Below are 22,966 nucleotides of genomic sequence, written 5' to 3'. Positions count from 1 at the left end.
CTTGGCTGGTTGCTGACGGTGCTTCAAAAAGGCCCGGCAGGGAGAGCTATATCCTGCTAAAAACGTTCGAAAAATACCTGATCACATGAGCCCGTCATCACGCCCTGAACTGCGGCCCTTTAAGCCTTCCCGTCCTAAAGCCGGCAGACGTGCAGTGAAGAGCGTGTAAAAGAAATAGTTCAAAGCCTGCGCGCGTCTGTTGGAACTCAAAAAAATGATTAGCCGGTCAATGTGTGTTCAAAAAATGAGCGCTGTTGCACCGCGCAACAGAGGTTAAAAAGTGAGCAGTGTTGCACCGTGCAACACTGCTCATAAATTAAGCGCCATAGGTAGATAACAAATTTTACGTTTCAAATATCTGATTTCGAATTGTTTACGGTCCTCTAAGGAATGAGGATCGTCACTCAATTTACGAAAGCCTTTGCCAACCAGGAGACAGCTATGGCCGAACAGATAACCCTCTCAAACAGCGCCCCGGCGGTCAGGCGGATTAGTATCCACGCTGGGGAATTTATTCGCAAAGGCTCTCAAGCCTACATTGAGGGGCAACTGCGCACCCGCAAGTGGAAGGATCAGAACGGACAGGATAAATACTGGACAAAATTTTCGTGAACGTTGGCGGCACTGAGCAGATTTTAGGTGACCGTGCACAAAACAGCGTTCAGCAGCAGTACAGTGGAAACCGTGGGCAGCCTAAACATACGCCATTACAGCCTAAAATCGCTCCGCAACAAAAATGCAGTGGAAATAACGGGAAGGGCAATTGTAGCTCGCAACGAGACAAGAACGCTCAGCCCGTGTCTCAGCAACCAGTGGCACAGTCGCAGCCTGCAGGAGAATGCAATGACCTCGATTGCGAAACATGCATCGTCCTCTCTCTGACCCCTCGCTGCGTTTAGACCGCTTCAGTAATTTTTACCATAATCCTTTATAGGTTATGACGATGTCTGCAACACTACGGCTAAACAGTTTTCGTTTCTTATTCTACTTTAACGAAGGTAATACACGCGAACCTGCTCATATTTATGTGAGAAAGGCCGGTACAGAAGTAAAATTCTGGCTGTCGACGGTTGAAAACTTGCAAATTTATTGGGTTTTATTACAGAACTGTAAAAGAGCTGACGTAAGTGATAAGGCAACACCAACTCATGCTTTTGGAGGCTTGGAATGATTATTTCAACTAAGAACGTTCGGTTCGATAATCACATGATGTGGGTCGAACTCTCAGACGAGCGGATAATCGGCGTACCACTTTCATGGTTTCCCCGGCTTCGCAACGCCTCTGCCGAACAGCTTAAAGATTACGAAATGTCTCCCCATGGTATTCACTGGGACGCACTAGACGAAAATATCTCAATCGATGGCCTGCTACAGGGGCGCGGTGATATAAAGCACCCGCCTCATAAGGTCGCCTGAAGGTGCAGATAACAAAACGCTGACTTTGGTCGGCGTTTTGTTAAAACGCAAAAAGAGTTGTTGATACAAGCATGCTGCAGAGTTGAGCACAGTGAAGCCTGTTTTCTTTATACCGGAACTTTTCAGATCAAATTTAACGCCATCTTTGCCGCTTGCGCTGGTGATGGGGTGCGTTCAGCAGCCCAAGAAGCTGCAGGAGTGGGCTCCTGCTGAACCGGTTCTCCCGGTAAGACATCCTCTCAAAATTCAGGCATCAGCTGATAATGTTTATGAGCGAACCTCCTAAGTGGTTCGCTACGACCGCTACCTGCTGGCCAGCACAGTTCAGCAGGCCGTGCAGCGCCTTCATAAACCATCTGAGGCCGGCACGCTCACCGTCTCAACAGTCGGGGTTAAAGAAAATAAACGCGCTGATGGCCACTATCCCGAAGGCACCATGCTGTGCTTGACGGTTGTTCCAGGTCACAGGACACTCTGGAAGAGAAGTTTACCCAACCAGCACCGAGTGGTGGAACAAAGCTGATACAGGCTGCAGTCTCGCGTCGTCGATTAGGCTACCCCGGGATTATGGATCCGTCTGTAGGCCGCTATGACCATGATCGGTGGGAATGCGGCTGACTATAATAAGGCCATTATCCGCCGGCTGCGGAGGAAACGCCGATTTTACACTTGATAATTCTGTTGCGCGGGTAGCATCTATCGGCGGTAACACATAAGTTGTAGTTACAACACACGGGTCACTGCTTTTAAAAACCCCACCGAGCCGAACCTGAAACCCCGCGCCCCTCTCCGACAAAACCCGCGCCGTACCTGCACCCCGGTTGCTCCACTGACCAGCCGCCGCCGCCCGGCCCGGAGGGCCGGTAAGTCGTTTAAGGCTTTGGATTGAATGCTGTAACTACTGGGTTCTTCGTTGTTGTAGGTGGTGCCGCGGGGTCTTCCTTTCGTCTGCGACCGTCTGACTTCAGTGCGCCTGAAAGGCCGCTGCTTAAACGGCGGTCAGGCAGGGCGGTATCTATATCGCTAATGAGCGCGCTTATCCAGAGGGGAAGAAGCTGTTTTTATCATTAGGTCGGCGGACAGGTTAAGGCCGTCAGGAGGGCAGACAACACGGCCAAAAGTGGTAACTCTTAGGAATCTTTGTGGACTACATTTTTTCTACAGGCACCTAATTCTGTACAACTACGCTCGTGAAATAAACTCAGAACTAAAACATAAGTGATAGTACGCAACTTAATGAAAATTAAGAAGTAGCACTTTATGCAACAAAAATACACCTGTACCAAAACACAATCCGTGTACAAGTTTGAAGTAACTGTATAACTTTACGCTCAGACAGAGCCGATAAATTTTAACCATCTGAGAGGTTGCCCATGCGTCAGAACGTTAATACACACCCGGATACTGCCAGCGACATTGCACATTTTCATAACATTTCAGCACACGCCAACCAGCAGGAGACAATGGGGCAGGTCGTGGTTGAAATTCTTCAGGCCGGTAAAACCCTAAATCGCAAAGCGATCTGCTCGGTTTTACTGAAGCGTCTTGAAAATGCGGCGAGCGCGCATGAAGAACGACACTATCAGTCACTGATTGCCATGCTGTTCTGAGGCCGTGCGCGCCTGTTATACAAATTTGATAACTGTGCATCAGACAAGACACCCGGCGTGGTGTCTTTATTTTTTACCTTGAGTGGTCAAAACCGTAGAGGCGGAAATGAGCAACTACGACATCAGCAAACTCAAAGATATTGTTCTTGGTGAAGCAAGCGTACAACTGCTTTGCGCGGGTGGCAGAATCAACGCACAGTCGCTCAGAGAGCACCTGGAAAAAATGATGGCAGATGAGGCGGTGCCGGAACGGACATCAGCCCTGAAGCTGGCTCTCGAAGAAATAGCCCCCAGGCTTTCGCAGAATGAACATGCAGCTGACTCCCTGTTAGCCGGTTTTACCCCCAGCGGTGCCGGTGACAAGGATTAACCCTTAACTGCAAAGCAGTATTTTGCAAACCACAGGGACTTCAGAGAAAGCGGCTCGTAAACCGTTATCTCAAAAACTCATTAACTTCCGAAAGGAATATGGAATTAAAATGCAGCAATCTACCCACATCCAGACCACCGAAGCAGCGATCATTCATCACTTCCGCGATGCGGGAGACGATTTGTCTGCCGAAACGAAGGTGCTAGATGCGGCTATCAGGACCATCGTCATTGAAGGCAGAAAAGTAACGACTAAAACCCTTATCCTGTTCCTCGTTGCCGAAATCGAGAATGAAACTGACGTTGTTCATCTCGATGTGCTGCGCAATACGCTGGAAATTGTGCTGGGCCGTACGCCCGAAAGTGAAAGGGCATAGCATTAACGGGGGAAATTAAGTAAATATACTGATTAGCGATTTATTGCTGCAGGTGTAAAGATTCTGTTTATTAAACACGAGAGTATCGCGCTCGCCAGCCTTAGCGTGGTGGTCTGGCGACACGCTAAAATTAACGTCAGTGCATCTGGCGGGCCAGCATTCTGATGGCAGCCCGGCACGCATTACGCACATCCTGACCAGCATCTGTTTCGCCCATCGCGTGAAGAGCCGTTGTTATTTCGTGAAGTGTAAGGTGTTCACCCGGCTTTAGAAGGCGTGCTACTACCGTCCCGATGACGGCGTAGATATCTTCGGCGGCGTCGTCATTATTCACATGACCTCCGTCCGTATGTGGATAGATATACAGTCTATCAAATTACCCCGCCCACAGAAACCGAAGCGGCCAAGCATGAAGGTTCATCAGTGCAGCTTGGAACGTGTTGTCTCATTCTGCACGGAGCCCGGCCTGGTTTCGTTTCCTCCGGATTTTAACTGCATCTCCTGCCTGACTTCATTAATGGCACGCTGAATGGCCTGACTCCGGACTTCACAGGTTTCTTTATTCATCGCCGACTGCAATTTTTGCAGCAGGGCGTTCCATGAAATGGCCGCCCGGGTTTCAAGAAGCTCGGTCACGGCTTCGCCAATGAGAATTTCCGTCATATCATCTTCAGGTGTATTTTTCATAAATCTTCCGGCAGGTAACACATCCGGATATTTTATCACAGGTCTAACCTCACGGAACACAACCGGAATCAGGGGTGCCGGTAACGCAACGCCCGCGAAGGTACTTCATTTTTAATAGAGGTTATCCTGCACGTATCTGAAGACACCATCTGGCTAAGCTGAATCAGAATCTGGTTAACTTTAAGTTTCATCAGACCTTTCGGCGGGTTTAGCGCTTTTTACGTCAGCCGGAAGCGCATCAGCATCCAGCCGGTAAAGAGGGATGTCATGATGGCCGCTGTAACGGGCGGCCCACACCATGGCGCCTTTGCCGTCTTCAACATACTTTGACCCTAGTGGCTCAATGATGGCCCAGGGTTTGGACAGCGCGCGTCGGTAATCCAGAATTTCCCGGGCCATTTCCCTGACTTCGGGGACGATATCATTGTCATTTTCAGCGATGCGCTGCAGACGTTTATTACTGATCATTCAGTTGCTCCTGCAAATTTTCAGTGGACCCGAGCGGCTTTTCAAAACCTGACCGGCATCAGTCCCCACATCTTTACAATTTTAAACGGCCCTGAAACTTGCAAAGCCTCAGTCTGCGACTAATCTGGGCGGACCAGTGAAAAAAGTAATAGCCTGCTAATAAATAGAATAGGAATAATTATGATAATGAGCGAGTTTCTGGAGCGGGTTAACCGCTGGCCAGCTATGCATTTCACAGCAATTGAATGCGAAAATCGGGATGGGGGATATGAAATTTATGTTCTCGACAAGAGCCATCAGACGGTCAGCCGGTTACTGATTTACCGAACTCCCGATCAGCAACATGCCAGCGCGATGACGGGGCATTTTCGTATCTGGCTTGATAAGGTCAACAGAAAAAGGACACAGGTTCAGCCGAAGAAAGCGGGCAGCAGCATTCTGGATAAATCCTCTGCAGCGCTTGCAAGGATCAGAGGGAGAACGCCTCAGCAGAGTGCTGCTGCAAGATCCGTTTAACTCTGTGTCGTGTGATATAAACACACCGCCAATCGAGAGCAGTCAGTAACCGGACGTCTTCCGGGAAATTAACCGGAAGAGTCCCTGATATCTGATGACGATTACATCGCTTCTCTGGACTCGGGCCAGGCAACGGCAGCACCGCCAGGGGAAAACAGACTCCCCTGAAAATCGATGATCCCTGCGGCTTCCAGCCACATCCATTCTTCCGGATGCTCAATGCCGGCGGCTATGATATTGATTTCAAGCGCTGAACAGCATCTGATAACGGCATGGACAACCGCCTGCTTAGGACCGCTTCGGTGAATATGGCGGATGATACCGGCGTCAATGCGAACCCTGTCAGGCTGAACGGTTGCCAGCAGAGAAAGTCCTGCAGAACCGTCGCCAAAGTTATCGATTGAAATGCTTATGCCCGCCTGTCTGAGAGAGCGGATGGCGCGCGTGAATTCGTCCAGTTGCGATATGACTTCTCTTTCACTGACCCCAAGGATTACCTGCTCAGGCACAAGCCCTGCGGACTCAATTGCACTGACAATCTGGCCAACAGCGCCCGGAATCGCTACCAGCGTCATGGGCAGAATGGTGACATAAAGTGGGATCCCGTCGGGGCAGGCTTTGCCGGCTTTTTTCAGCGCAAAGCATACTGCACCCAGGTCATATTCATAGCGCTCATCATCGTTAAGGCCGTCCTGTAATCTGTCAGGAATAGCTTCAATAGCTGTCACTTCACGACCCAGCGGATCCACTACCGGTCTGAAGCTGATGCCCTTATCCCCGTAGGTAACGGGATCGTTGTCCGCCGGAACAAACTCCCAGTAGTCAGGAGGAAGCACTTCGAAATAGTTTTCTTTCTCGCGCGATTCGACGAAGGTTCTCAGGAACTGGAGTCCGCGATCGTCATAAGTCAGCCGGTAGCGGGAGGTACCCCTGTCCAGTACCGCCTGCAACACGGTCTCCTGAGCATGTGTTCTCAAATCAAAGAGCTCCATACCTGCATTACCGAACCGGCGTGAGGGAGAATAATCCCGCATCAGTTCCACGACGTTATGATGGCGCCTGTCCGAGCAGATCCGCGCATAAACTTCCTGTACACCTGCTTCAGGCCCTTCAAGGATCTGAAAGAAGTGCGTGCCATTGAACAGCAGAATACCCGTTACGTTCCTGCTCGCGTTGAAACCGCTCGCCTGGCTGACCATATCCGGCAAAATTTTGACGGGTACATCGTCTGAAATATGGCTTCTGTATATTATAGTTGTCAGCATGCTCTGCTCCGCTTAATTATGATTGTCCACGCACACCATAGCAGTCTGTATGCTTTACGGACACCTTATTATTAGCGGAGCGCAAGCTATAAGATTATTTATTTATGCAGCGATGCTGTTATGTTCCCTGAAAATTTTCACATGTAAAACATTGCGGAACGCGTAACAAAAACAGCTGAGAAGTAATTCTCATTTACCTTAAAATCGGGAGCAGAGTAAAAATCACACCTGTATAAAAATGACGGGCATACCTTTCGATTGAGAATTCATCAAACTTCTTTTCGGGCATATATTTCTGACGGCCAGCCAGAAAAACATAACAGCCGTCCTTTATTAAGGAAAATGTTAATAAAATTTTTACTGCGTTCATCTGTATGATTTTAAGTACTATTTTTTGGAGTGCGATAGCGTGTGGTAGTGTGTCGCAACCATTAATTCGCTCGTTTGCAGGATAATCAGGGTTTCAATCTTTTTATTTAGTCAATACGTTATGAACATTGATACTCAAAACTGCTGATGGCTGACCAATCAACGCCATCATTAACATGTGGCGATGGCGACATGCGGAAAATGGAAAGTGTGAAAAATCAGGCCAGATGCTCCGAAGAAAAGAGCCCCGGGCTTTCGCCTCGGGGTCAATAACTCAATTTATACAAAAAAAGATTTCACAACTAGCGCAGGGAGTGTAGCAGCGGATCCACAACCCGCTCGACTAAACTCAAATTTTATGAAAAATAATTAATTATTCTGTTTCGGAATTTTATCCCGGCAAAATCTTCTGTATTGCCTACAGTTGGTGGTGAGGTTGTTATTAACGTTAATGGAGGGATTAATTTGTCTATTCAACACGACGGGAAAGGGCACGTCATCATTGGCGAAGCGGCACTTAGCCTTGCACTCAGCGAGCGGGAGATTAGCATTGAGTCTCTCATTGCCGAGCTGGGTTTCATGGCCAGAGCGGGCGGCAGCAATGCGAGGCTTACTGAAATTTCGGAGGCCACCAGCTGGCTGAGAGGTTTTCATGAGCCGGAGCAGGCCTTCCGCCATGTGCCATACCTGCAGACGCTTGCAGGCCTGAACGACGAGAAGAACTGACGCCAGGAGACGTAGTCCGGCTCTGGCCGGAAAACGACAACGTGAATGACCTCATCGGTTGCGCCATCGCGTGAACCGGCCGGAGAAACTGTCAGGGACGACACTTTCTTATTCATATCAGCATTTTAATCTTAGGCCTAGCATTTGCATGCTGAGACGCCATTTCAGCCATAAAGGATGCTACGCTAACTGTTAAACAGCATGGCCAGAAGCGCGCGTAAATGCCTTTCTTTTTCCGGATCGTGAGTCGCGTCAATTCGGCCTACAAGCTTAAGGCAGATAGCGGTACGGGTCAGGCGCCTTTCCTGCCTGAGAATTTCGACGGTAATATTCCCCAGCAATTCCATCTGAACCGGATCGGTAATTTGGTTTAAATAGCCGGGCAGCCCCGTTTCTTTTCCGGGGGGTAAGCCGTCCTGTCGCATCATCATTCCTGCGTAATCGTCATTTCACAGTGCGAAACGTAATTGAACTCATAAATAATGTACAGATAAGATTCTCGTTTCAAAACATGCTTTCAGAATACCTTATATCTCGCCTGGCAGGTCTGGGTCTTTGAAGCTTAAATTATTAAGTCTGACTCAAGGGGAACTACTATCTTTGGTCCCTGATCAGTTTACCGCTTTCCCTTTAGCACTTAAGAAAACGATTATGTGAATCAATTCTGTGCGGTGCATGACAATGTCTCAGGGCAGCGCGGAATGATTGCAGGTATAGAGCGGGAGTCGCCTCAGGAGAGCAGCCATCAGGTGGAGTGCCTGAATACCTGACTGAATGCGGGCAGGGTGACTTCAGGTCAGGAAAGTTCCGAGAATGTGATGCAAGGCAGGAAAAGTGCCCTGCATGAGCCATACTGATTAGCATGAAGTTCTGCAGAGGGACTGCCAGGCGGCAGCCCGTGAATTAACGAAGGAGACCGACATGAACGAAGATCGCATCAGCGGTAACTGGAAGCAGTTCAAAGGCAAAGTGAAAGAACAGTGGGGCAAACTCACCGACGACGATATGGATGTCGCGGAAGGTAAACGCGACCAGCTGGTCGGTCGTATCCAGGAACGTTACGGTTACGGCAAGGAGCAGGCTGAAAAAGAGCTGAAAGACTGGGAAGATTCTAACCACTATAAGTGGTAAGCCCCTCGACTTAATACTGAAACCGGCTCCCATGCCGGTTTTTTTTATTGCAGGGCATAAGAACGTGAAACAGAGCTAGCCAGTAATCTGCCCGCGTGCCGTACGTCTTTTTCCCTCTAAAGACTGTCACTTCAAAGGGGGATTCTGAAAACTGCCCTGTGCGATGCCACTTTAAATTTAAGATAGCGATTTTTTTCTGAATTAATCTATAGTTAGTGCCGGGTGAAACCCAATCTCTTGGAAACTTGAATTTTTAACCGGCACTCAATGTGCCGGTTTTTTTTAACTCTCCTTTGTAGCCTTTGTTCAGCCGCCATAAAACTGATAGGAGCCCGTTCTTTTCGCTTTCGCCTGATACATCGCTTTGTCAGCGTGATCAAATAACTGATCGACGGATACTGATCCGAAGCCTGCAAGGCTGATACCTATGGATGCCCCGATACGCACTTCCATTTTATGAATAACGAATGGCTCCCGGAGGCTGTCAATAAGACGCTGTGCGATCGCTGAAGCCGCCTCGCGATTAAGGCATTTAGCGGCTATGACGAACTCATCTCCTCCCAGGCGCGCCACTGAGTCCCCAGGGCGCATGCAGTGCTTTAATCGCTCACTCACCTGCTGTAGCAAAACGTCACCCGCCGCATGCCCCAGGGTATCGTTAACGGGTTTGAATCCATTAAGATCGATAAAAAGAACTGTTGTGAAAGTGAGATCTTCTCCCTCAGACAGCATCCCTCTGACTTTATCGTAAACCCAGGCCCGGTTAGGCAATCCGGTCAACGTGTCCCGGGTAGCAAGCTTCTCAAGCCTTCTCATTTTTTCCTTGTCATGCGTGATATCACGTGAGACAAGCACGGCTCCAATATTATCGCCAGTAGAGGGATCACTTACCCCACACGCCTTAGTACCGAGCGTGATGTAGTGGCCATCCCGGTGCCTTTTGCGAACCTCTACGACGTCCGGCAGCACGCCACCCTCAAATAGATGCATTAACGCATCTCCGGCGGATACGCGGTCGTCAGGATGGAGGAAATCCACCACGTACTGGCCAACTATCTCGTCCACTGAATATCCAATCATTTCGCTGTAAGAAGGCGAAATCGATACGTACCTGCCGTCCCTGTCACAATGCGCGATTAGGTCGGTGCTGTTTTCAATCAACAACCGGTATTCGGTCGCCGTGCGCAGAGCATCCTCAAGTGCTTTACGCTGACCGGTTATATCAAGGATAAATCCATTGAAATGGCCAGGAGAGTTACTGGTCGTGCATCCCGGCAAACCAGACAGGATCACCCGGCGCCTGGTCCCGTCAAGGCAGTTAATCGGTACTTCGATATTAAAAGGGGTCAACATTTCCAGCGCTGCAGTGAGTTGCTGCGCAATCGTTGCGTCATTATCAGCCTGTGCGAACTCCAGCCATTCACTCAGCGTAACGCCTTTCAGTGCAGGGATCAGGCCTTCAGGGCTTTCCTGACTGGTAACACAGAAGCCACAAGCGTCGGTGGACCAGACGGCGGAAAGGGCAGGTTTGATCGCATTGCTCATTATTTTGAACTCCGTTTTAGACTGTCGATACTGGTTAACCTCAACAATGATCGTGATAGATACCTTTTATCAGTCACTGACGTTCCTGGAGTTCATCATTTAAGAGATAAAAGCGTTTCATTTCGGGTATGGCAACCATGCTTAGCGTTGTAGATAAACCTGCAGAAATCAAACTGCGGATTATTTCTGGAGTGAGGGGACAGTGAGACACTTTCGGTAATTGCGTTATCAATCTTATCGGCTGATCAGTCCGCTAACTTAAATATCTCATACCGCCGAAATGGGGTCAGGTATCGCGAAGATGTATGGTGTCTCAACAATGAGATCCATAACCAATCAAAAGTACACTGCGCCAGTAGCGAGTCATGATTTTTGTGATTACGCTTTCTGCCTGGGGAATAAGGAAATTTTGAGGTGGTTATGGCTCGTAGACTCGCAGAAAACGCAATGAGTGCTCAGAAAGCTCACATCGAAATGCTGAAGTGCTACCTGCGGGAGTCAGAAATTATTCTGCATTCGCTGGAAGAACAGAAAATCACGGCAGGAGAAACGTTGCTGTTCGAGAGACGCCTGAGCGCGGCCCGGAGGGAGCACCTTCAGCTGCAGAACGAAATCAGTCTGGCCACTGAAAAACTTAACAGACTCATCCGTCAGAAAACGGTAATGCAGCCTGCCTGACCGGGGGCACCGCCAGCATCTCTGAAAAAAAGTTGTAGCCCTGATGTGAGTTTTCCCTGTGTAATCAGTGCGGGAAATCAGCAGGGTGGATAACGGATAACTGAGAATCGTAAAAGCCGGGTAAAGGAAGAAGACGTGGCGCGGCTGGCGGGGGTTGCCCGTACGGCCGTGTACAGGACCTCCACGCCCGGCGCATCTGTAGCTTAAATAAACCGCGCGAAAGTGATGCGTGCCGCCGAACGGCTGGGCGACCAGGTCAATATTATTGCCTGCACCATGAACACCGCCAGTAGCAACTGTCAGGGCGGACATTCTCAGTAAAGGCGCGCAAAGGTCATCGCGTACCTGCTTTTAAGCTACCCTCTTTAGATTGAGGATGTTTAGGGAACAGAGGTGCATGATACTGAGGTTAAACGAGGCGGAGCTGGCTACACTGGCAGGCAGCTGATTGTCCATGAGCTGTACGGCAGGCAACACCAGACAGCTCTCACTGTATTTATGCTCAGATTCACTTATGCGCTGCCCTGAATACAGCTTGCCTTTATGCCCGAACACAGCTGCCGTCTGAGGCGTGATGGTCTGAATTATTCACATCCAGAAAATGCCAGCGGGAATACTGAAAAAAACCCGTCTTAGGACGGGTTAAATAAATCAGTACAGAAATTCTCGTTTGCAACAGCGTAGCTGTGTGTGCACCACGATATTACTCTGCTCAGTGTAGAATTTATATTTACCTTTTGTTACTGGTCACAGGAGCTTTCTATAACCTGCGCTTCCTTTTACGCCGTCAGTCCCCTCGCCTCCTGAAGGGCAAAGAGGCTCCCTGATAAACAGGGATGAAATTGAAGCCCGCGCAGGTTAGGATCGGCAATTAAATCCGCATATCAACGAAAATAAATCAAAGTATGGATACCTCAAACCTCTACGTCGATCACCTTGCCTGGTGCGGACTTATCGCACTGAACATGGCACGTCAGGCCGGAGCTGTCAGTTCCGCTGCGCAGGAAAATCTCTTTTTATGCAGATGGCTGGCAACGGCAGAGAAGAAGCGCCTGTTCCGGCGTGAACTTGCTAATGACATTCGCTGGCTGCTCAGAGAAGGTCGGGAGAAAGGGCTTCGGGCAGATCTGCCGGGCAAGCTGGAATATCTCTGGCGGGCAAGCAGCGGTGATTTGCTGGCGCAGAATGATTTATTCCGCCTCCAGCACGTGATGCACGCCATTACGCTGACGGGTATTAATTACGGCGTTCTCACGGAATCCGACTGGGAAGGGCGCCAGGCATTGAAGATGAATCCTAACATCCCGGCTGTTTTCCTCCGGAAAAGCGATCTGGAAACGGGTTTTGATGAACAGGGAAGCCTTATAAAACCGCTGGCCACCCGTATTACCGCCGAACTCTCTGCGGTGGATGCGCTACTGTCACGTGCCGGGTGGAAACGCAAAGCAGATGTGGGTGATCCCCTATTACATCTTCTGATTACTGATATTCAGTAAAGGCAGCCAAACCGTATGAAGTTTATGAGGCAGATAACCAGAGTGCTCCCCTGACATTAGCTCGGGATCACTTGAGCCAATGTCAGGCTACTATTATGGCCCATCTGAGAGTTAGTCACTGACCAAAGCCAGAAAATCCTGACAGGGAGCCAGGGTATCAGACAGGGAATAAAAGGCCTTAATGACGAATTTTAGAAAGCTCTTCTTCTGACAGGCCTGTCATTTCTTTCACTGATGTCAAAGCCATGCCACTTTTGAGGAGTTTTTCAGCAATATCGACTCTGCTTTTATGCTCTCCCAGTTGCATACCTTTTTCGATACCTTTTTCGATACCTTTCTGTTCCAGCTGCTGTGCGATGGTCATCAGAGCCTCCTCATGCTGCGGCACTCTCTGTGCCAGATTACGTACAAAGGCTTCAGCGTCTTCAGTTTCGCCTGCCTGTATAAGGTAGTTTATCAGTGATATGAGTTGCTGTCCCGTCAGATGTCCGGTCAGCAGCGTTGTCGTAAGTCGATCGAGAAGCTCCGCCAGATCCCGTCGATGGATGTGCTTCTGAAGCAACGTCAGCGCTGCCATGCTGCGGTGATTCATAATCTCATCATCGGGTATAGCCGTAACGTCTACAAGTGGAAATGACGTGCCGTATAACCTGGCAGCCATATCCGGATCGCTGAACTCCTGAAGCCAGTCTGTCGAATAGGGGTAAGGGCTTCGCCGACCGGTGTAAAACAGGACAGGGATCACCAGTGGAAGCTGCTTATGCCCCGCATCAAGGTGCCGCTGCATTGCCGCTATAGCGTATCGCATCAGCCTAAAAGCCATATGCCGATCGGGCGTAGACTGATGCTCTATCAGCACGTGGATATAGCCGTCACCACGGGTGGTTTTAACGCTGTAAAGCACGTCGCTGTAATAGGCGCGAAGGTTTTCTTCCACAAAACTGCCGGACTCAAGCCTTAGCGTGCTGAGGTCGCAAATGGCGCGAAACTCTGCCGGCACGTGCAGTTCGATAAAGTCGCGCGCCGTATCCGGGTGCGTCAGAAATGCTTTGAATGTCGCATCGTGTGGTGTCGGTGTTATTTTTTTACTCATGTTCCTGTAGTCCGTCAGCCAGACGTTCTTCCGCGTTGGAAGAAAAGTGTGCGCTTAAAAGGGAGCCAGCGAATGGTGATTACTGACATCGCGTGCTGTATTCAGCATTCAGCCAGTAAGCGAATGTCGAAATCCTGCTGGCAAAAGTCATGATATCGCCTCGCGGCCGCTGGCTGACACTCAGCAGGTAGTCCATTTCTTCCGCAAGAGCTGGATACCGATCATTAAATTTTGCGCAATGCTCTTCAAGCGTTGCCGGCCAGCCCGGATCATTGTCGTCTCTCAGAATGCTCGTCGAACGAATGGCCTTACGTGCTGCCGCCCGCTGTAGCGCATGTCGTTGCAAAGGCTCCAGTGAGGGCTTCATAAGAGAAATATAGCCATTCAGCACGATGAGAAAATCACCGTTAACGGCGACGGCAATGTCTCTGGAAGGTCTGAAAGGTTTAAAGCGTTCTCGCAGGTCTTCACCATACACGCAGACGCAGTGATGTTTCAGCCAGTAGCCCCAGCGATTCGCACTGGCAGGCAGCATCACCTCATCCAACACGCCCGGGTCGATATCAATTTTACTGATGACTGAATATTGCTGTTCAAGTTCTGCCTTAACAACCTGCATTTTGGCTGCAGTAAGGTCATCAAGTTCCCGCGTGAATATCACCGTAAGATCCAGGTCGGATAACGCCTCCCTGCCTGTGCCCTCAGCCAGGCTGCCATACACATATATGCTGTGGATCTGGTCAGGCATGTCTGAACTCAGCTTCTGCACCACGTCAGAAACCACTGGGGCGAAAGCACGCTGAAAGCCGCTGAAGGCAGGTTCGGTGATGAATCCGTTTTTATCAACCGCCATTCGTTCTCCTTCATGCTGTTAACGACAACGTCAGTGAAGACGAATATTACCAGCCGCATTGAAAGATTTCATTCAGGGCTTACGGCATACACGTTTAGTCGGGCCTGTGCAGAAGGTATCCTGCTAATCATCATCACTTTCCATGAGCGTGACCATTGCGCCCCGGTGAGCTTCGACCATGCGGATATACCGCATTACCGTTTGAGTCTGTGTCCAGGTGCCTTCCTGCATAATCTGCGCAATGGAGATTCCTTTTCTGGCCATATCCTGCGCGGCCCCGACGCGCGCGCTGTGGCCACTCCAGCTGGAATAGCGCCCCTTGTTTGTTTTCAGGGGAGTTTTTGCACCCGCCTGATGTCTTGCGCGGCGCCAGATATCCTCCAGACACGGGGCACTCATGGGCACGGTTGAGAAGGTGGTCACTTTGTTTGACCGGTGGACTGGGCAGAACAGTACCGCGTCGGCTTTGCCAGCAAGACCGGCTGCGTTAATCCATTCCATCAGCCGTTCAGAAGAGCGCGTGCTAAGCGCCTTAACAATCCCACCCGACTGCAGGATGGTTTTGGTCCAGCCTACATCGAGGATGATGCGACCGTCGGCCGCCCGCGAAATGTCACGTACCCGCAATCGGGACAACTCACTCATACGCAGCAATGTACCGTAAGCAACGTGCATGAAAGCGAGGTCCCGCAGATGTTGAAGACGGGGAGAATGCTTCCAGGCCGCATCGAGACGATTCAGGTCCGGCCGACAGAAGGGTACCGCCTGCCCGGTGCGCTCGCCGGAGACGATGGCCGTACGATTAATTTTCTTTTTGGCGCGCACCACGTCAGGCGATACCGTCGGAGGTACCAGACCGGCGTTACGGTGTAACATTGACATGAGAGCAGCATGCACCGAGATGGTCGAGGTTGACCGGCCAATGGCCTGGAGGTGAAACAGATAGTCCTGCATGTCCTCCGGCGACATCGGCAGGAACGACCGCCGGTTTTCCTGCGACCAGCGCCAGCAAATCCGCATCACGCTTAACAGCTGGCGCCACGTATTAGGTGAGAAGGCCTCGCGGTGCCGGACGAACGCGGCCAGCTTTGCGGTAAGATCGTCACCGGCGCTGCCGCTGAGGGCCACGCCGGTAAAACCGGAGATATCGTTCATGTCTGCTCAGTATTTACCCGTCTATCTGACGGCAGCGCTACATGAATTCTGAAGAAAGAGCAGGGCAGATGCCCGTCAGATTTTACGTAGCGCTGCCGGAGTTTTAAGCGCCCGCCCAGATCAGCATGACAGCGTTCAGGTGTCGCCTTTTCGTATAAATGGCCGTAAAGCTCAGGATCCGGCCCGGATCCGCATGATACAGGGGTTTCTGGTGTTTGTCTGGACTTATATAAGTATAATTATATAAGGTTAGGAATTTGTCAGCTAGTTGTAGCAGATACTGAGGTGAGAGGGCATGAGAACTAACAAATTAAAAATACTTTGATGCAGGACTCAGCAAACAATTTCACTTTAAGAACGGTATTCTTAGTTGGTAAGCATAACTTTTTGAGCTTCGCCTATGCTTTTAGGATATGGTAAATGGGATGGAGGCTATAAGAATGAAGGTTAGTATTGTTTAAAAGTGCCATTCTTTTTCTTTAAGTGACAGCTCGAATGAAAGTTAAAGGAGGTACCATTAAATTCATTGTGTTATAGCCGAATATTGTTTAATGTCATTACAACGCTGCTCAACCCTAGATGCTAATCGGCTTATCGCTGAGGGCGGTAGCCTTGTTAAAATATACCCCCCACCATAAAATACCTTATAGAATACTAATATACCGAGATTTAAATGAGCATAATAAAAAATCTTGATGAAATGATTGCTGTACGTAGATCAGATTTTGATTCATGTTTAAACATAATAGACCATGAGTTGAGTGTTGATTCTTTAACAGCTGAGATACGATTCCATCATTTAAAATTTGATGGTAACGGAAAGCCAATGGTAGCTGCTTTAGCGAACAAACTTTATGAATTTATAATTGATTATTGTCTGTCGATGCAAGACAGGCCAGATAAGCTGACCGCTCAACAGGCAATGTCTTTATCAAAAGAAGCCCGTTCACTTTTCAGGCACCCAGAAATAAGTGATGAGTCGCCGGACAAAACTGGAGAAGCAGGGGAAACATTATTATTCTTTTTGATGGAGGCAATAATTGGTGCTCCACAACTAGTATCTAAGATGGAACTTAAAACAAATTCAAATGATGAAGTTAAAGGTTCAGATGGAATCCATATAAAATGGAATGAACGTGATAATATTGTAGACTTCTACTTTGGCGAATCAAAACTATATAAAAAAATGTCTGATGCTATTGATGCAGCATTAATAAGTATCAATGATTTCCATGAAAATAAAATGTACAGCCATGAATTTACGATGGCAACAAAGCACTTCAAATACGCCCAAGAAGAGGTTAAGCAAGCAATAAAAGACCTTTTTGTTTCTGGAGAACCCGGTTCCGGCGTTAGAATAAATCATGCTTGCTTGATCGGATTCAATTGGAGCCAATTTTCTAAACTACAGTTACCTTCAGCTATAACAATAAACGATCAATTTATAGCATTAGTAGAGAAAGCGATGCCAAGATGGATATCCTTACTTGATAAAAAATTCAGTGCATTTGAAAAGAAACATTTAAGGTTCGATATTTTCTTTATCCCTTTCCCGTCAGTGGTTGATTTTAGAAATGAATTTAATAGGGCACTTGATTAATGGAAGAATCAATTAATTTACTTTATGAGAAACTCATTAAGCAAAGCATATCTAAATACATAAATATTTTACAAGCAGATAAATTGGATGAAAAAACAATATTAAAACTATTGTCTTATTCCTCATTATTAGCTTTATCCGAGAAAGATGATGATGTTAAAAAGGCCTATGATATTATTAGCAGAATTCTAGAAATAGAGGGGCATCATGATGAAAAAATCATTTCCGCATGTGATTTAATTCTATCAAGAATAGGCAACTTCCCTGGGAGAGATCTCTTAAGAAATAAATATAACAATGGTAACATGCCCAGACTAAACATTCCGCTTTCATTAGAAAGAATAGGTAGAGAGTCGGAAAATACACACAATGATATAAAGCTAACCAATTTCCAATATAAATTATTGAGTTCAGTAATTAAGAGCAATTATTTGAGTGTTTCAGCCCCTACATCTGCTGGGAAAAGCTTTGTTTTGGGCTTGGCTATAATTAACAAAATAAAATTTCATAATAAAGAATGTATAGTCTATGTTGTACCAACTAGAGCATTAATAACTGAAGTCTCGTTAAAACTAAGAAATGAGTGCATTTCAGCAGGCTTAAACAAGGTCATTGTTAGAACAATACCTGAGCCAGTTGAAGTTGAAAACATAGAACAAGGGTTGATATATGTTCTCACGCAAGAACGACTTATAAGTCTATTATCATCATCATATAATTCTAAAAATTTTTTCATCAACTCATTATTTATTGATGAGGCACATGAAATTCAAAAAGGAAAACGCGGAATTGTTCTTCAAAACTCAATAGATTTAGCATTAGAGCAACATCCTCACATGCAAGTCATGTTCTCGAGTCCGCTAATTAGTAATCCTGAATATTTCTTTTCTATATTTAGATGGCGAAGAAAAGGTGATTCTTTTGTAGAGACTGTTTCACCAGTTACTCAAAATATGATCCTAATAAATGAAAAGAGAAATCATCCAAAACAGGTCTCAGCTGAACTTATCAATCTTGAAAACAAAGTTGAGCTCGGGATAATTCCAATTGATTTTGATTTTAGAGGGAAAAAGACACTCCAAAAAGCCCTATTCGCTAAAATGGTTTCAAATTCGGGAGGTGCGGTAATTATCTTTGATAACAACCCCTCAACTGCTGAAGAAACCGCATCTCTAATACCTAAAATAAGCGAACCGATGGTTCTGAGTAACGATTACCTTGAGTTTATAACATTAGTTTCTGAGGAAATGCACGAAGAATATGCATTAATTGAATGTTTGCATAATAGATCAGCTTTTCATTATGGTAACATGCCTTCAGTTATAAGAAATGGAATTGAATATTTCTTTAAACGTGGGGATATTAACTATTTGGTATGCACAAGCACTTTGCTCCAAGGTGTTAACTTACCAGCTAAACATCTTATTATTGAAAATCCGCATAGCGGAGAAGAGCCTATGGCTCGCTCTGATTTCCTCAATCTTGCTGGACGCGCCGGTAGGCTTAAGTATGAATTTCAGGGTAATGTATGGTGTCTAAGAAGTGACAATTGGCAGGAGAAATCTTTTCAAGGGGAAGGATTAAATGAAATAAGTTCATCAATGTCTAAAGTTATGAAAGATGGTGGAAGTTTAATAACTAACGCTATCGATAGTGTTTATGGGGAAAAGGATAACATAGAATTAGCCGAGGTTGCATTCTCAAGGTTTTATCAAGAAGCAAAACGTGATGGCTATCAATTACCTTATTTCAACAGTGACCTTGAAGATGAGGAACATGAGATTCTTGAATACAATTATGAAAAAATCACCTCCATGAAAATAACAGTTCCTGAAGAATTAATTAAAATCAACAGCGGAACAAGACCGGATTACATTCAAAGATTATACGACTTTTTTAATAGCTACGGTCCCTTAGATGATTTAATTTTAACAGCACCATATCAAAAAGGAGGCAAATCAAGAATTGATAAAGCAATCGACATAATAATTGATATATTCAAATGGCCAATTTCACAAGGATACGCCAAATTGATCAGTACTTTAGCACATCAATGGATGACATCTAAGCCACTAAAATCAATGATAAACTACAAAATAAACAGATATAAGTTACTAAATGGCATTTTGGATGATGGGTTGAACAACCCCAAAGGGAAGAAAAAGATATCCAGTTTGATAAGAGATGTTCTTAACACACTTGAAAATCAAGTCAGATACAATCTAGTAAGATACCTTAAAGTTTATCGAGAGGTTCTTATTCATGTGTTGACAGAATCTGGGATGAAAGATAAGGCCGAAAAGGTTGAGAATATTAGTGCTTATTTAGAGTTTGGATCTTGCAATTCAATCGAGTTAAACCTCATGTCTTTGGGAATTTCACGAAGCACCGCTATAGCTTTACGCAGAAAATTCAAAATCCCTAAAGGCTTTTCGCCAGAACAAACTTTAGAATACTTGAAGGGTAAAAACCTTGATAACCACGATCTCCCTAACTATCGAATTAGGGAGTTGAATCTACTAGTTGGAAAATTATAAATTTAACCATGAGCCTGACTTTACAATAAAAATAGAGCGAGAATTTCTATAATATCATGAAACTATCAATTGCTGCAGATAAAATCAACCGGGCTTCAAGTGAGGCATGGATAAAGAGGCTAAATTGGATTTACATGGATGAGAGAATCCAAAATCAATTCAACTTTCAAATTCATGATAAGAATAGCGCAGATGTGTTAGGCTCTTTGTACATAAGTAGAGCTAAAGACGAAGAGGAAATAAAATCAAAAAAGTTATTCTGCACGCAGTTCATTAACTCCACTCACATTTTTACAGGATCACGATTTTTAGGCTTGCATCACTTTGATCGCGAGAAAGGCAAATTTACCGTTGCTGTAGAAAGGAATGCACAGCTTTGGTATTCTCAAAGTCCGTCTGGAGATGTATTGGTTTTTGTGGCACCTTATCAATCTGATCTTGGGGAAATTATAGAAAATGAAATTATAATAGATAGGTTTAACAACCCATATGATGTTAAAGATAAACACATAAAAAAACATCTATCAATTTTCTTTAAATATTGTAGTTGTACTTCTCAACATGCCACACTGAATATGAATAATTACCTTTTCAGACGTTATCTTTTATTGAAGGACTTCAGATATAGAAGTACTTATAGAAAAAGACTCCTTGATGTGTTTGAACGCCTCATCTTAATTTTATTAGGTTGTGCAGCAGTTTGGGCATCCCTATATGCAGGGGGGAAAATTTAGTTCGACTGATTTAAGATGAAATGTTAATAAAATGACTTTTTATCTATAAAACAATAATTTTTAGGCATAAAGATGTTGAATGCTAAAGGCCGGTCGCGCCTTCATCGGTTTGGCCTTAATTGTAATGGGTGCATTAAGCATCGAAGGATTTTTTTAACATAATTATGATGTTCGGTACTTGAAGCCATATCTGCCGTTTTGACTATCTGTAGTAACTCTCACGAGATAGAGGGGCTGCTCTTATCCGTCGTCGGCCCTCCCATCAGAGAAAACCTTGCCTGCTGATGACGTTAACAGCCTCCATCATTCAATACGTGATTAGATGGCAGTTCTAGGGGGCTGGATGTCGGTACTTCTCAGTATTAGATTACACATTTATTTGGCTTAAGGATTTATCATATGATCCTAGTAAGAAGAGAATAGCCAACATCATTTTCTTATCCATTCGGCACTATTAAAACCAAACCAGCCGAAACATAAATGTCATATTCTGCCGATTACACTGGATATTTGACTTAATGGGCCGATATCGATTCATCTAAAAGAAATATCATTTCGCATATCTTATTTTTCGAAACGACGGAATTATCTGATTGATTAGGTGATATTCTGCCCACCTCTGATTTACACAAAACTTACAATCAATTTAATTAAACCTTCGATGATGAAAGCGAATACATGGACGTGGGTGTCGCTCGCCGCTGCGCTTATTTCTCACAATGCTATTGCGGCACCGTTAAATCCGGGCGACCGCGATTACATCCAGACTCAGCAGCAACAGCGTCTGCAGCAGGACCAGAACCAGCGAGACGCGCTGTGGAAAGCAGTCAGCCCTCAGGCCAGTCCGGTCGCGGGTTCAGCCGCATCCGGCCCGTGCTTCCCCGTCCATCATATCGTTATCCGCAATGCGTCTTTGCTGTCGCAGAGTCAGCAGCAGAATATCGCCGCGGGCTATATTGACCGCTGCCTGAACTTAACGGAAATTAATTCGCTGGTCCACGCCATTTCAGACTGGTATATGCAGCGCGGCTATATTACCAGCCGTGCGTTTTTAACCGAACAGGATTTATCTTCCGGTGAGCTGATTATTCCGGTGCTGGAAGGGAAGCTCGACGAAATACGCCTCGACGGTCAGCACCCGCGCGCCCTGTTAATGGCATTTCCAGGCCTTGAAGGGAAGATACTTAACCTGCGCGACATTGAGCAGGGCATGGAGCAGATTAACCGCGTGCGTTCTTCGCCGGTGCAGATTGAAATTCAGCCGTCGCCTAAAGCCGGATATTCCGTCGTGAACCTTACGGCCAAACCGGAGTTTCCGCTCAACGCCTCAGTGGGCTTTGACAACAGCGGGCAGAGGAGCACCGGCGTAGGCCAGCTGAACGCCTCGCTCACCGGCAACAACCTGCTGGGCCTTGCCGACCGCTGGTTTATCAGCGGCGCGCGCAGCAGCGCCTTCAGCCAGTGGCGCGACGCGCAGAGCCTGCAGGCAGGCGTCAGCGTGCCGTACGGCTACGGCCTGCTCGACTACAGCTACAGCTGGAGCAGCTACCACAGCAGCTTCATCAACAATGATTTCACCTGGCTCAGCAACGGCGACAATGTCGCGCACCGCCTGAACGGCTCCTGGGTGCTGTTCCGCAACGGGGACATCAAAACCGGCGTCCAGCTCGGCCTGAACCACTACACCAGCCACAACTTCCTCAACAACACGCTGCTCACCAGCAGCAGCCGCAAAATCACCAGCCTGCAGCTCGGGCTGAACCACACGCAGAAAATCTTTGGAGGCGTGGCCACGCTCAACCCGGCCTTCAGCCGCGGCATGCCGTGGTTTGATGCCGAAAGCGATAAGGGCAAAACCGGCGACCTCCCGAAAGCACAGTTCCGCAAGTGGAGCCTCAGCGGCAGCTTCCAGCGCCCGCTGACGAACAGCCTGTGGTGGCTGAGCAGCGTGTACACCCAGTGGTCGCCGGACCGGCTGTACGGGAGCGAGCGCCTGACGCTCGGCGGCGAAAGCTCGGTGCGCGGCTTTAAGGAGCAGTACCTCTCCGGTGACGCCGGGGGCTACCTGCGCAACGAGCTGGACTACAGCCTGTTCACGCTGCCGGTCATTGGCGAGGTCAGCGCGTTGGCCGCCGTCGACGGCGGCTGGCTGAAGAGCGACGCGCAGAACCGCGAGTCTACCGGCACGCTGTGGGGCAGCGCGGTGGGTATCAGCACCCGCAGCCGCTATTTCTACACCCAGTACACCATCGGCATTCCGCTCAGCTATCCCGGCCATCTGCAGCCGGATCACGTCAGCATTTACGCCCGCGTCGGGCTGGTTTTCTAAGAGGCAAAGATT

The 22,966-nt window shown here is 47.4% G+C and carries 23 protein-coding genes and 1 pseudogene; 16 read left to right on the top strand and 8 right to left on the bottom strand.

Annotated features, from left to right (window positions below):
- The first annotated feature begins 441 nt into the window (after positions 1 to 441).
- The 6 genes from AC6I8L_RS24845 to AC6I8L_RS24820 all read left to right on the top strand — a co-directional run bounded on the left by AC6I8L_RS24845 (position 442) and on the right by AC6I8L_RS24820 (position 3,772).
- Positions 442 to 612, top strand: coding sequence for a single-stranded DNA-binding protein (locus tag AC6I8L_RS24845; protein ID WP_498014862.1), 171 nt, complete (start codon positions 442 to 444; stop codon positions 610 to 612).
- 325 nt (positions 613 to 937) lie between these two features.
- Positions 938 to 1,171: a DUF4160 domain-containing protein gene (locus tag AC6I8L_RS24840; RefSeq protein ID WP_498014860.1), complete on the top strand. Its 234-nt coding sequence runs from the start codon at positions 938 to 940 to the stop codon at positions 1,169 to 1,171.
- Complete coding sequence (locus tag AC6I8L_RS24835; RefSeq protein ID WP_058962399.1) at positions 1,168 to 1,416, top strand: DUF2442 domain-containing protein; 249 nt, start codon at positions 1,168 to 1,170, stop codon at positions 1,414 to 1,416. Before AC6I8L_RS24840 ends, AC6I8L_RS24835 begins: the two co-directional genes overlap by 4 nt.
- A 1,373-nt stretch (positions 1,417 to 2,789) precedes the next feature.
- On the top strand, positions 2,790 to 3,026 hold the full coding sequence (gene ycgZ, locus AC6I8L_RS24830) for a regulatory protein YcgZ (RefSeq protein WP_058962400.1): 237 nt from the start codon (positions 2,790 to 2,792) through the stop codon (positions 3,024 to 3,026).
- A gap of 106 nt (positions 3,027 to 3,132) precedes the next feature.
- On the top strand, positions 3,133 to 3,396 hold the full coding sequence (locus AC6I8L_RS24825; RefSeq protein ID WP_058962401.1) for a hypothetical protein: 264 nt from the start codon (positions 3,133 to 3,135) through the stop codon (positions 3,394 to 3,396).
- Between the two features lie 109 nt (positions 3,397 to 3,505).
- Entirely contained in the window at positions 3,506 to 3,772 is a 267-nt protein-coding gene (locus tag AC6I8L_RS24820; protein ID WP_058962402.1) for a biofilm development regulator YmgB/AriR family protein, read from the top strand.
- Between the two features lie 420 nt (positions 3,773 to 4,192).
- Here AC6I8L_RS24820 and AC6I8L_RS24815 read toward each other — a convergent pair whose 3' ends face one another.
- Together AC6I8L_RS24815 and AC6I8L_RS24810 are read right to left on the bottom strand one after the other, a co-directional pair.
- Positions 4,193 to 4,459 (bottom strand): hypothetical protein, encoded by a 267-nt coding sequence (locus AC6I8L_RS24815; protein WP_058962404.1) that lies wholly within the window; start codon positions 4,457 to 4,459, stop codon positions 4,193 to 4,195.
- Positions 4,460 to 4,639: 180 nt separating this feature from the next.
- Positions 4,640 to 4,927 carry a hypothetical protein gene (locus tag AC6I8L_RS24810; RefSeq protein ID WP_058962405.1) on the bottom strand — a complete coding sequence of 96 codons (288 nt, stop codon included), beginning with the start codon at positions 4,925 to 4,927 and terminating at the stop codon, positions 4,640 to 4,642.
- Between the two features lie 186 nt (positions 4,928 to 5,113).
- On the opposite strand from AC6I8L_RS24810, the gene AC6I8L_RS24805 reads away from it, so the two are divergent.
- Complete coding sequence (locus AC6I8L_RS24805) at positions 5,114 to 5,443, top strand: hypothetical protein (protein WP_153012358.1); 330 nt, start codon at positions 5,114 to 5,116, stop codon at positions 5,441 to 5,443.
- A 101-nt stretch (positions 5,444 to 5,544) separates the two neighbouring features.
- Here AC6I8L_RS24805 and AC6I8L_RS24800 read toward each other — a convergent pair whose 3' ends face one another.
- On the bottom strand, positions 5,545 to 6,708 hold the full coding sequence (locus tag AC6I8L_RS24800; protein ID WP_498014856.1) for a diguanylate phosphodiesterase: 1,164 nt from the start codon (positions 6,706 to 6,708) through the stop codon (positions 5,545 to 5,547).
- 834 nt (positions 6,709 to 7,542) lie between these two features.
- On the opposite strand from AC6I8L_RS24800, the gene AC6I8L_RS24795 reads away from it, so the two are divergent.
- Complete coding sequence (locus AC6I8L_RS24795; protein ID WP_058962485.1) at positions 7,543 to 7,803, top strand: hypothetical protein; 261 nt, start codon at positions 7,543 to 7,545, stop codon at positions 7,801 to 7,803.
- A gap of 185 nt (positions 7,804 to 7,988) precedes the next feature.
- Here AC6I8L_RS24795 and AC6I8L_RS24790 read toward each other — a convergent pair whose 3' ends face one another.
- Positions 7,989 to 8,228 (bottom strand): biofilm development regulator YmgB/AriR family protein, encoded by a 240-nt coding sequence (locus tag AC6I8L_RS24790; RefSeq protein ID WP_058962486.1) that lies wholly within the window; start codon positions 8,226 to 8,228, stop codon positions 7,989 to 7,991.
- Positions 8,229 to 8,724: 496 nt separating this feature from the next.
- Between AC6I8L_RS24790 and AC6I8L_RS24785 the strand changes: the two genes are divergently transcribed.
- Positions 8,725 to 8,934: a CsbD family protein gene (locus AC6I8L_RS24785; RefSeq protein WP_017345754.1), complete on the top strand. Its 210-nt coding sequence runs from the start codon at positions 8,725 to 8,727 to the stop codon at positions 8,932 to 8,934.
- 306 nt (positions 8,935 to 9,240) lie between these two features.
- Here the strand turns inward: AC6I8L_RS24785 and AC6I8L_RS24780 are convergent, their stop codons facing one another.
- The gene (locus tag AC6I8L_RS24780; protein ID WP_058962487.1) at positions 9,241 to 10,479 is read right to left on the bottom strand and encodes a sensor domain-containing diguanylate cyclase; all 1,239 of its coding nucleotides are present in this window, start codon (positions 10,477 to 10,479) and stop codon (positions 9,241 to 9,243) included.
- A gap of 447 nt (positions 10,480 to 10,926) precedes the next feature.
- Between AC6I8L_RS24780 and AC6I8L_RS24775 the strand changes: the two genes are divergently transcribed.
- The 3 genes and pseudogenes from AC6I8L_RS24775 (at position 10,927) to AC6I8L_RS24765 (ending at position 12,653) form a co-directional block, all read left to right on the top strand.
- Positions 10,927 to 11,157, top strand: a complete 231-nt coding sequence (locus AC6I8L_RS24775) for a hypothetical protein (RefSeq protein ID WP_498014854.1) — start codon at positions 10,927 to 10,929, stop codon at positions 11,155 to 11,157.
- A gap of 96 nt (positions 11,158 to 11,253) precedes the next feature.
- A pseudogene (locus AC6I8L_RS24770) lies at positions 11,254 to 11,463 on the top strand (LacI family transcriptional regulator); the annotation flags it as partial.
- A 659-nt stretch (positions 11,464 to 12,122) separates the two neighbouring features.
- Entirely contained in the window at positions 12,123 to 12,653 is a 531-nt protein-coding gene (locus AC6I8L_RS24765; RefSeq protein ID WP_498014852.1) for a DUF2913 family protein, read from the top strand.
- A 178-nt stretch (positions 12,654 to 12,831) separates the two neighbouring features.
- Here the strand turns inward: AC6I8L_RS24765 and AC6I8L_RS24760 are convergent, their stop codons facing one another.
- The 3 genes from AC6I8L_RS24760 to AC6I8L_RS24750 form a co-directional block, all read right to left on the bottom strand.
- Positions 12,832 to 13,746, bottom strand: coding sequence for an Rpn family recombination-promoting nuclease/putative transposase (locus tag AC6I8L_RS24760; RefSeq protein WP_498014850.1), 915 nt, complete (start codon positions 13,744 to 13,746; stop codon positions 12,832 to 12,834).
- Positions 13,747 to 13,825: 79 nt separating this feature from the next.
- A complete protein-coding gene (locus tag AC6I8L_RS24755) occupies positions 13,826 to 14,599 on the bottom strand; it encodes a nucleotidyltransferase domain-containing protein (protein WP_498014848.1) in 774 nt (257 codons plus the stop codon).
- A gap of 123 nt (positions 14,600 to 14,722) precedes the next feature.
- Positions 14,723 to 15,754 carry a tyrosine-type recombinase/integrase gene (locus tag AC6I8L_RS24750; RefSeq protein ID WP_058962416.1) on the bottom strand — a complete coding sequence of 344 codons (1,032 nt, stop codon included), beginning with the start codon at positions 15,752 to 15,754 and terminating at the stop codon, positions 14,723 to 14,725.
- 673 nt (positions 15,755 to 16,427) lie between these two features.
- Between AC6I8L_RS24750 and AC6I8L_RS24745 the strand changes: the two genes are divergently transcribed.
- The 4 genes from AC6I8L_RS24745 (at position 16,428) to AC6I8L_RS24730 (ending at position 22,954) form a co-directional block, all read left to right on the top strand.
- Positions 16,428 to 17,354 carry a HamA C-terminal domain-containing protein gene (locus AC6I8L_RS24745; RefSeq protein ID WP_058962415.1) on the top strand — a complete coding sequence of 309 codons (927 nt, stop codon included), beginning with the start codon at positions 16,428 to 16,430 and terminating at the stop codon, positions 17,352 to 17,354.
- Positions 17,354 to 19,891, top strand: a complete 2,538-nt coding sequence (locus AC6I8L_RS24740) for a DEAD/DEAH box helicase (protein WP_058962414.1) — start codon at positions 17,354 to 17,356, stop codon at positions 19,889 to 19,891. Before AC6I8L_RS24745 ends, AC6I8L_RS24740 begins: the two co-directional genes overlap by 1 nt.
- Positions 19,892 to 19,947: 56 nt before the next feature.
- Positions 19,948 to 20,625, top strand: coding sequence for a hypothetical protein (locus AC6I8L_RS24735; RefSeq protein ID WP_058962413.1), 678 nt, complete (start codon positions 19,948 to 19,950; stop codon positions 20,623 to 20,625).
- 661 nt (positions 20,626 to 21,286) lie between these two features.
- The gene (locus AC6I8L_RS24730; protein WP_374754051.1) at positions 21,287 to 22,954 is read left to right on the top strand and encodes a ShlB/FhaC/HecB family hemolysin secretion/activation protein; all 1,668 of its coding nucleotides are present in this window, start codon (positions 21,287 to 21,289) and stop codon (positions 22,952 to 22,954) included.
- The last annotated feature ends 12 nt before the right edge of the window (positions 22,955 to 22,966 follow it).

It is taken from the genome of Type-E symbiont of Plautia stali (assembly GCF_059731115.1).
The sequence above is the reverse complement of the archived record's forward strand: the minus strand, read 5'-3'. Positions and strand labels throughout refer to the sequence as shown.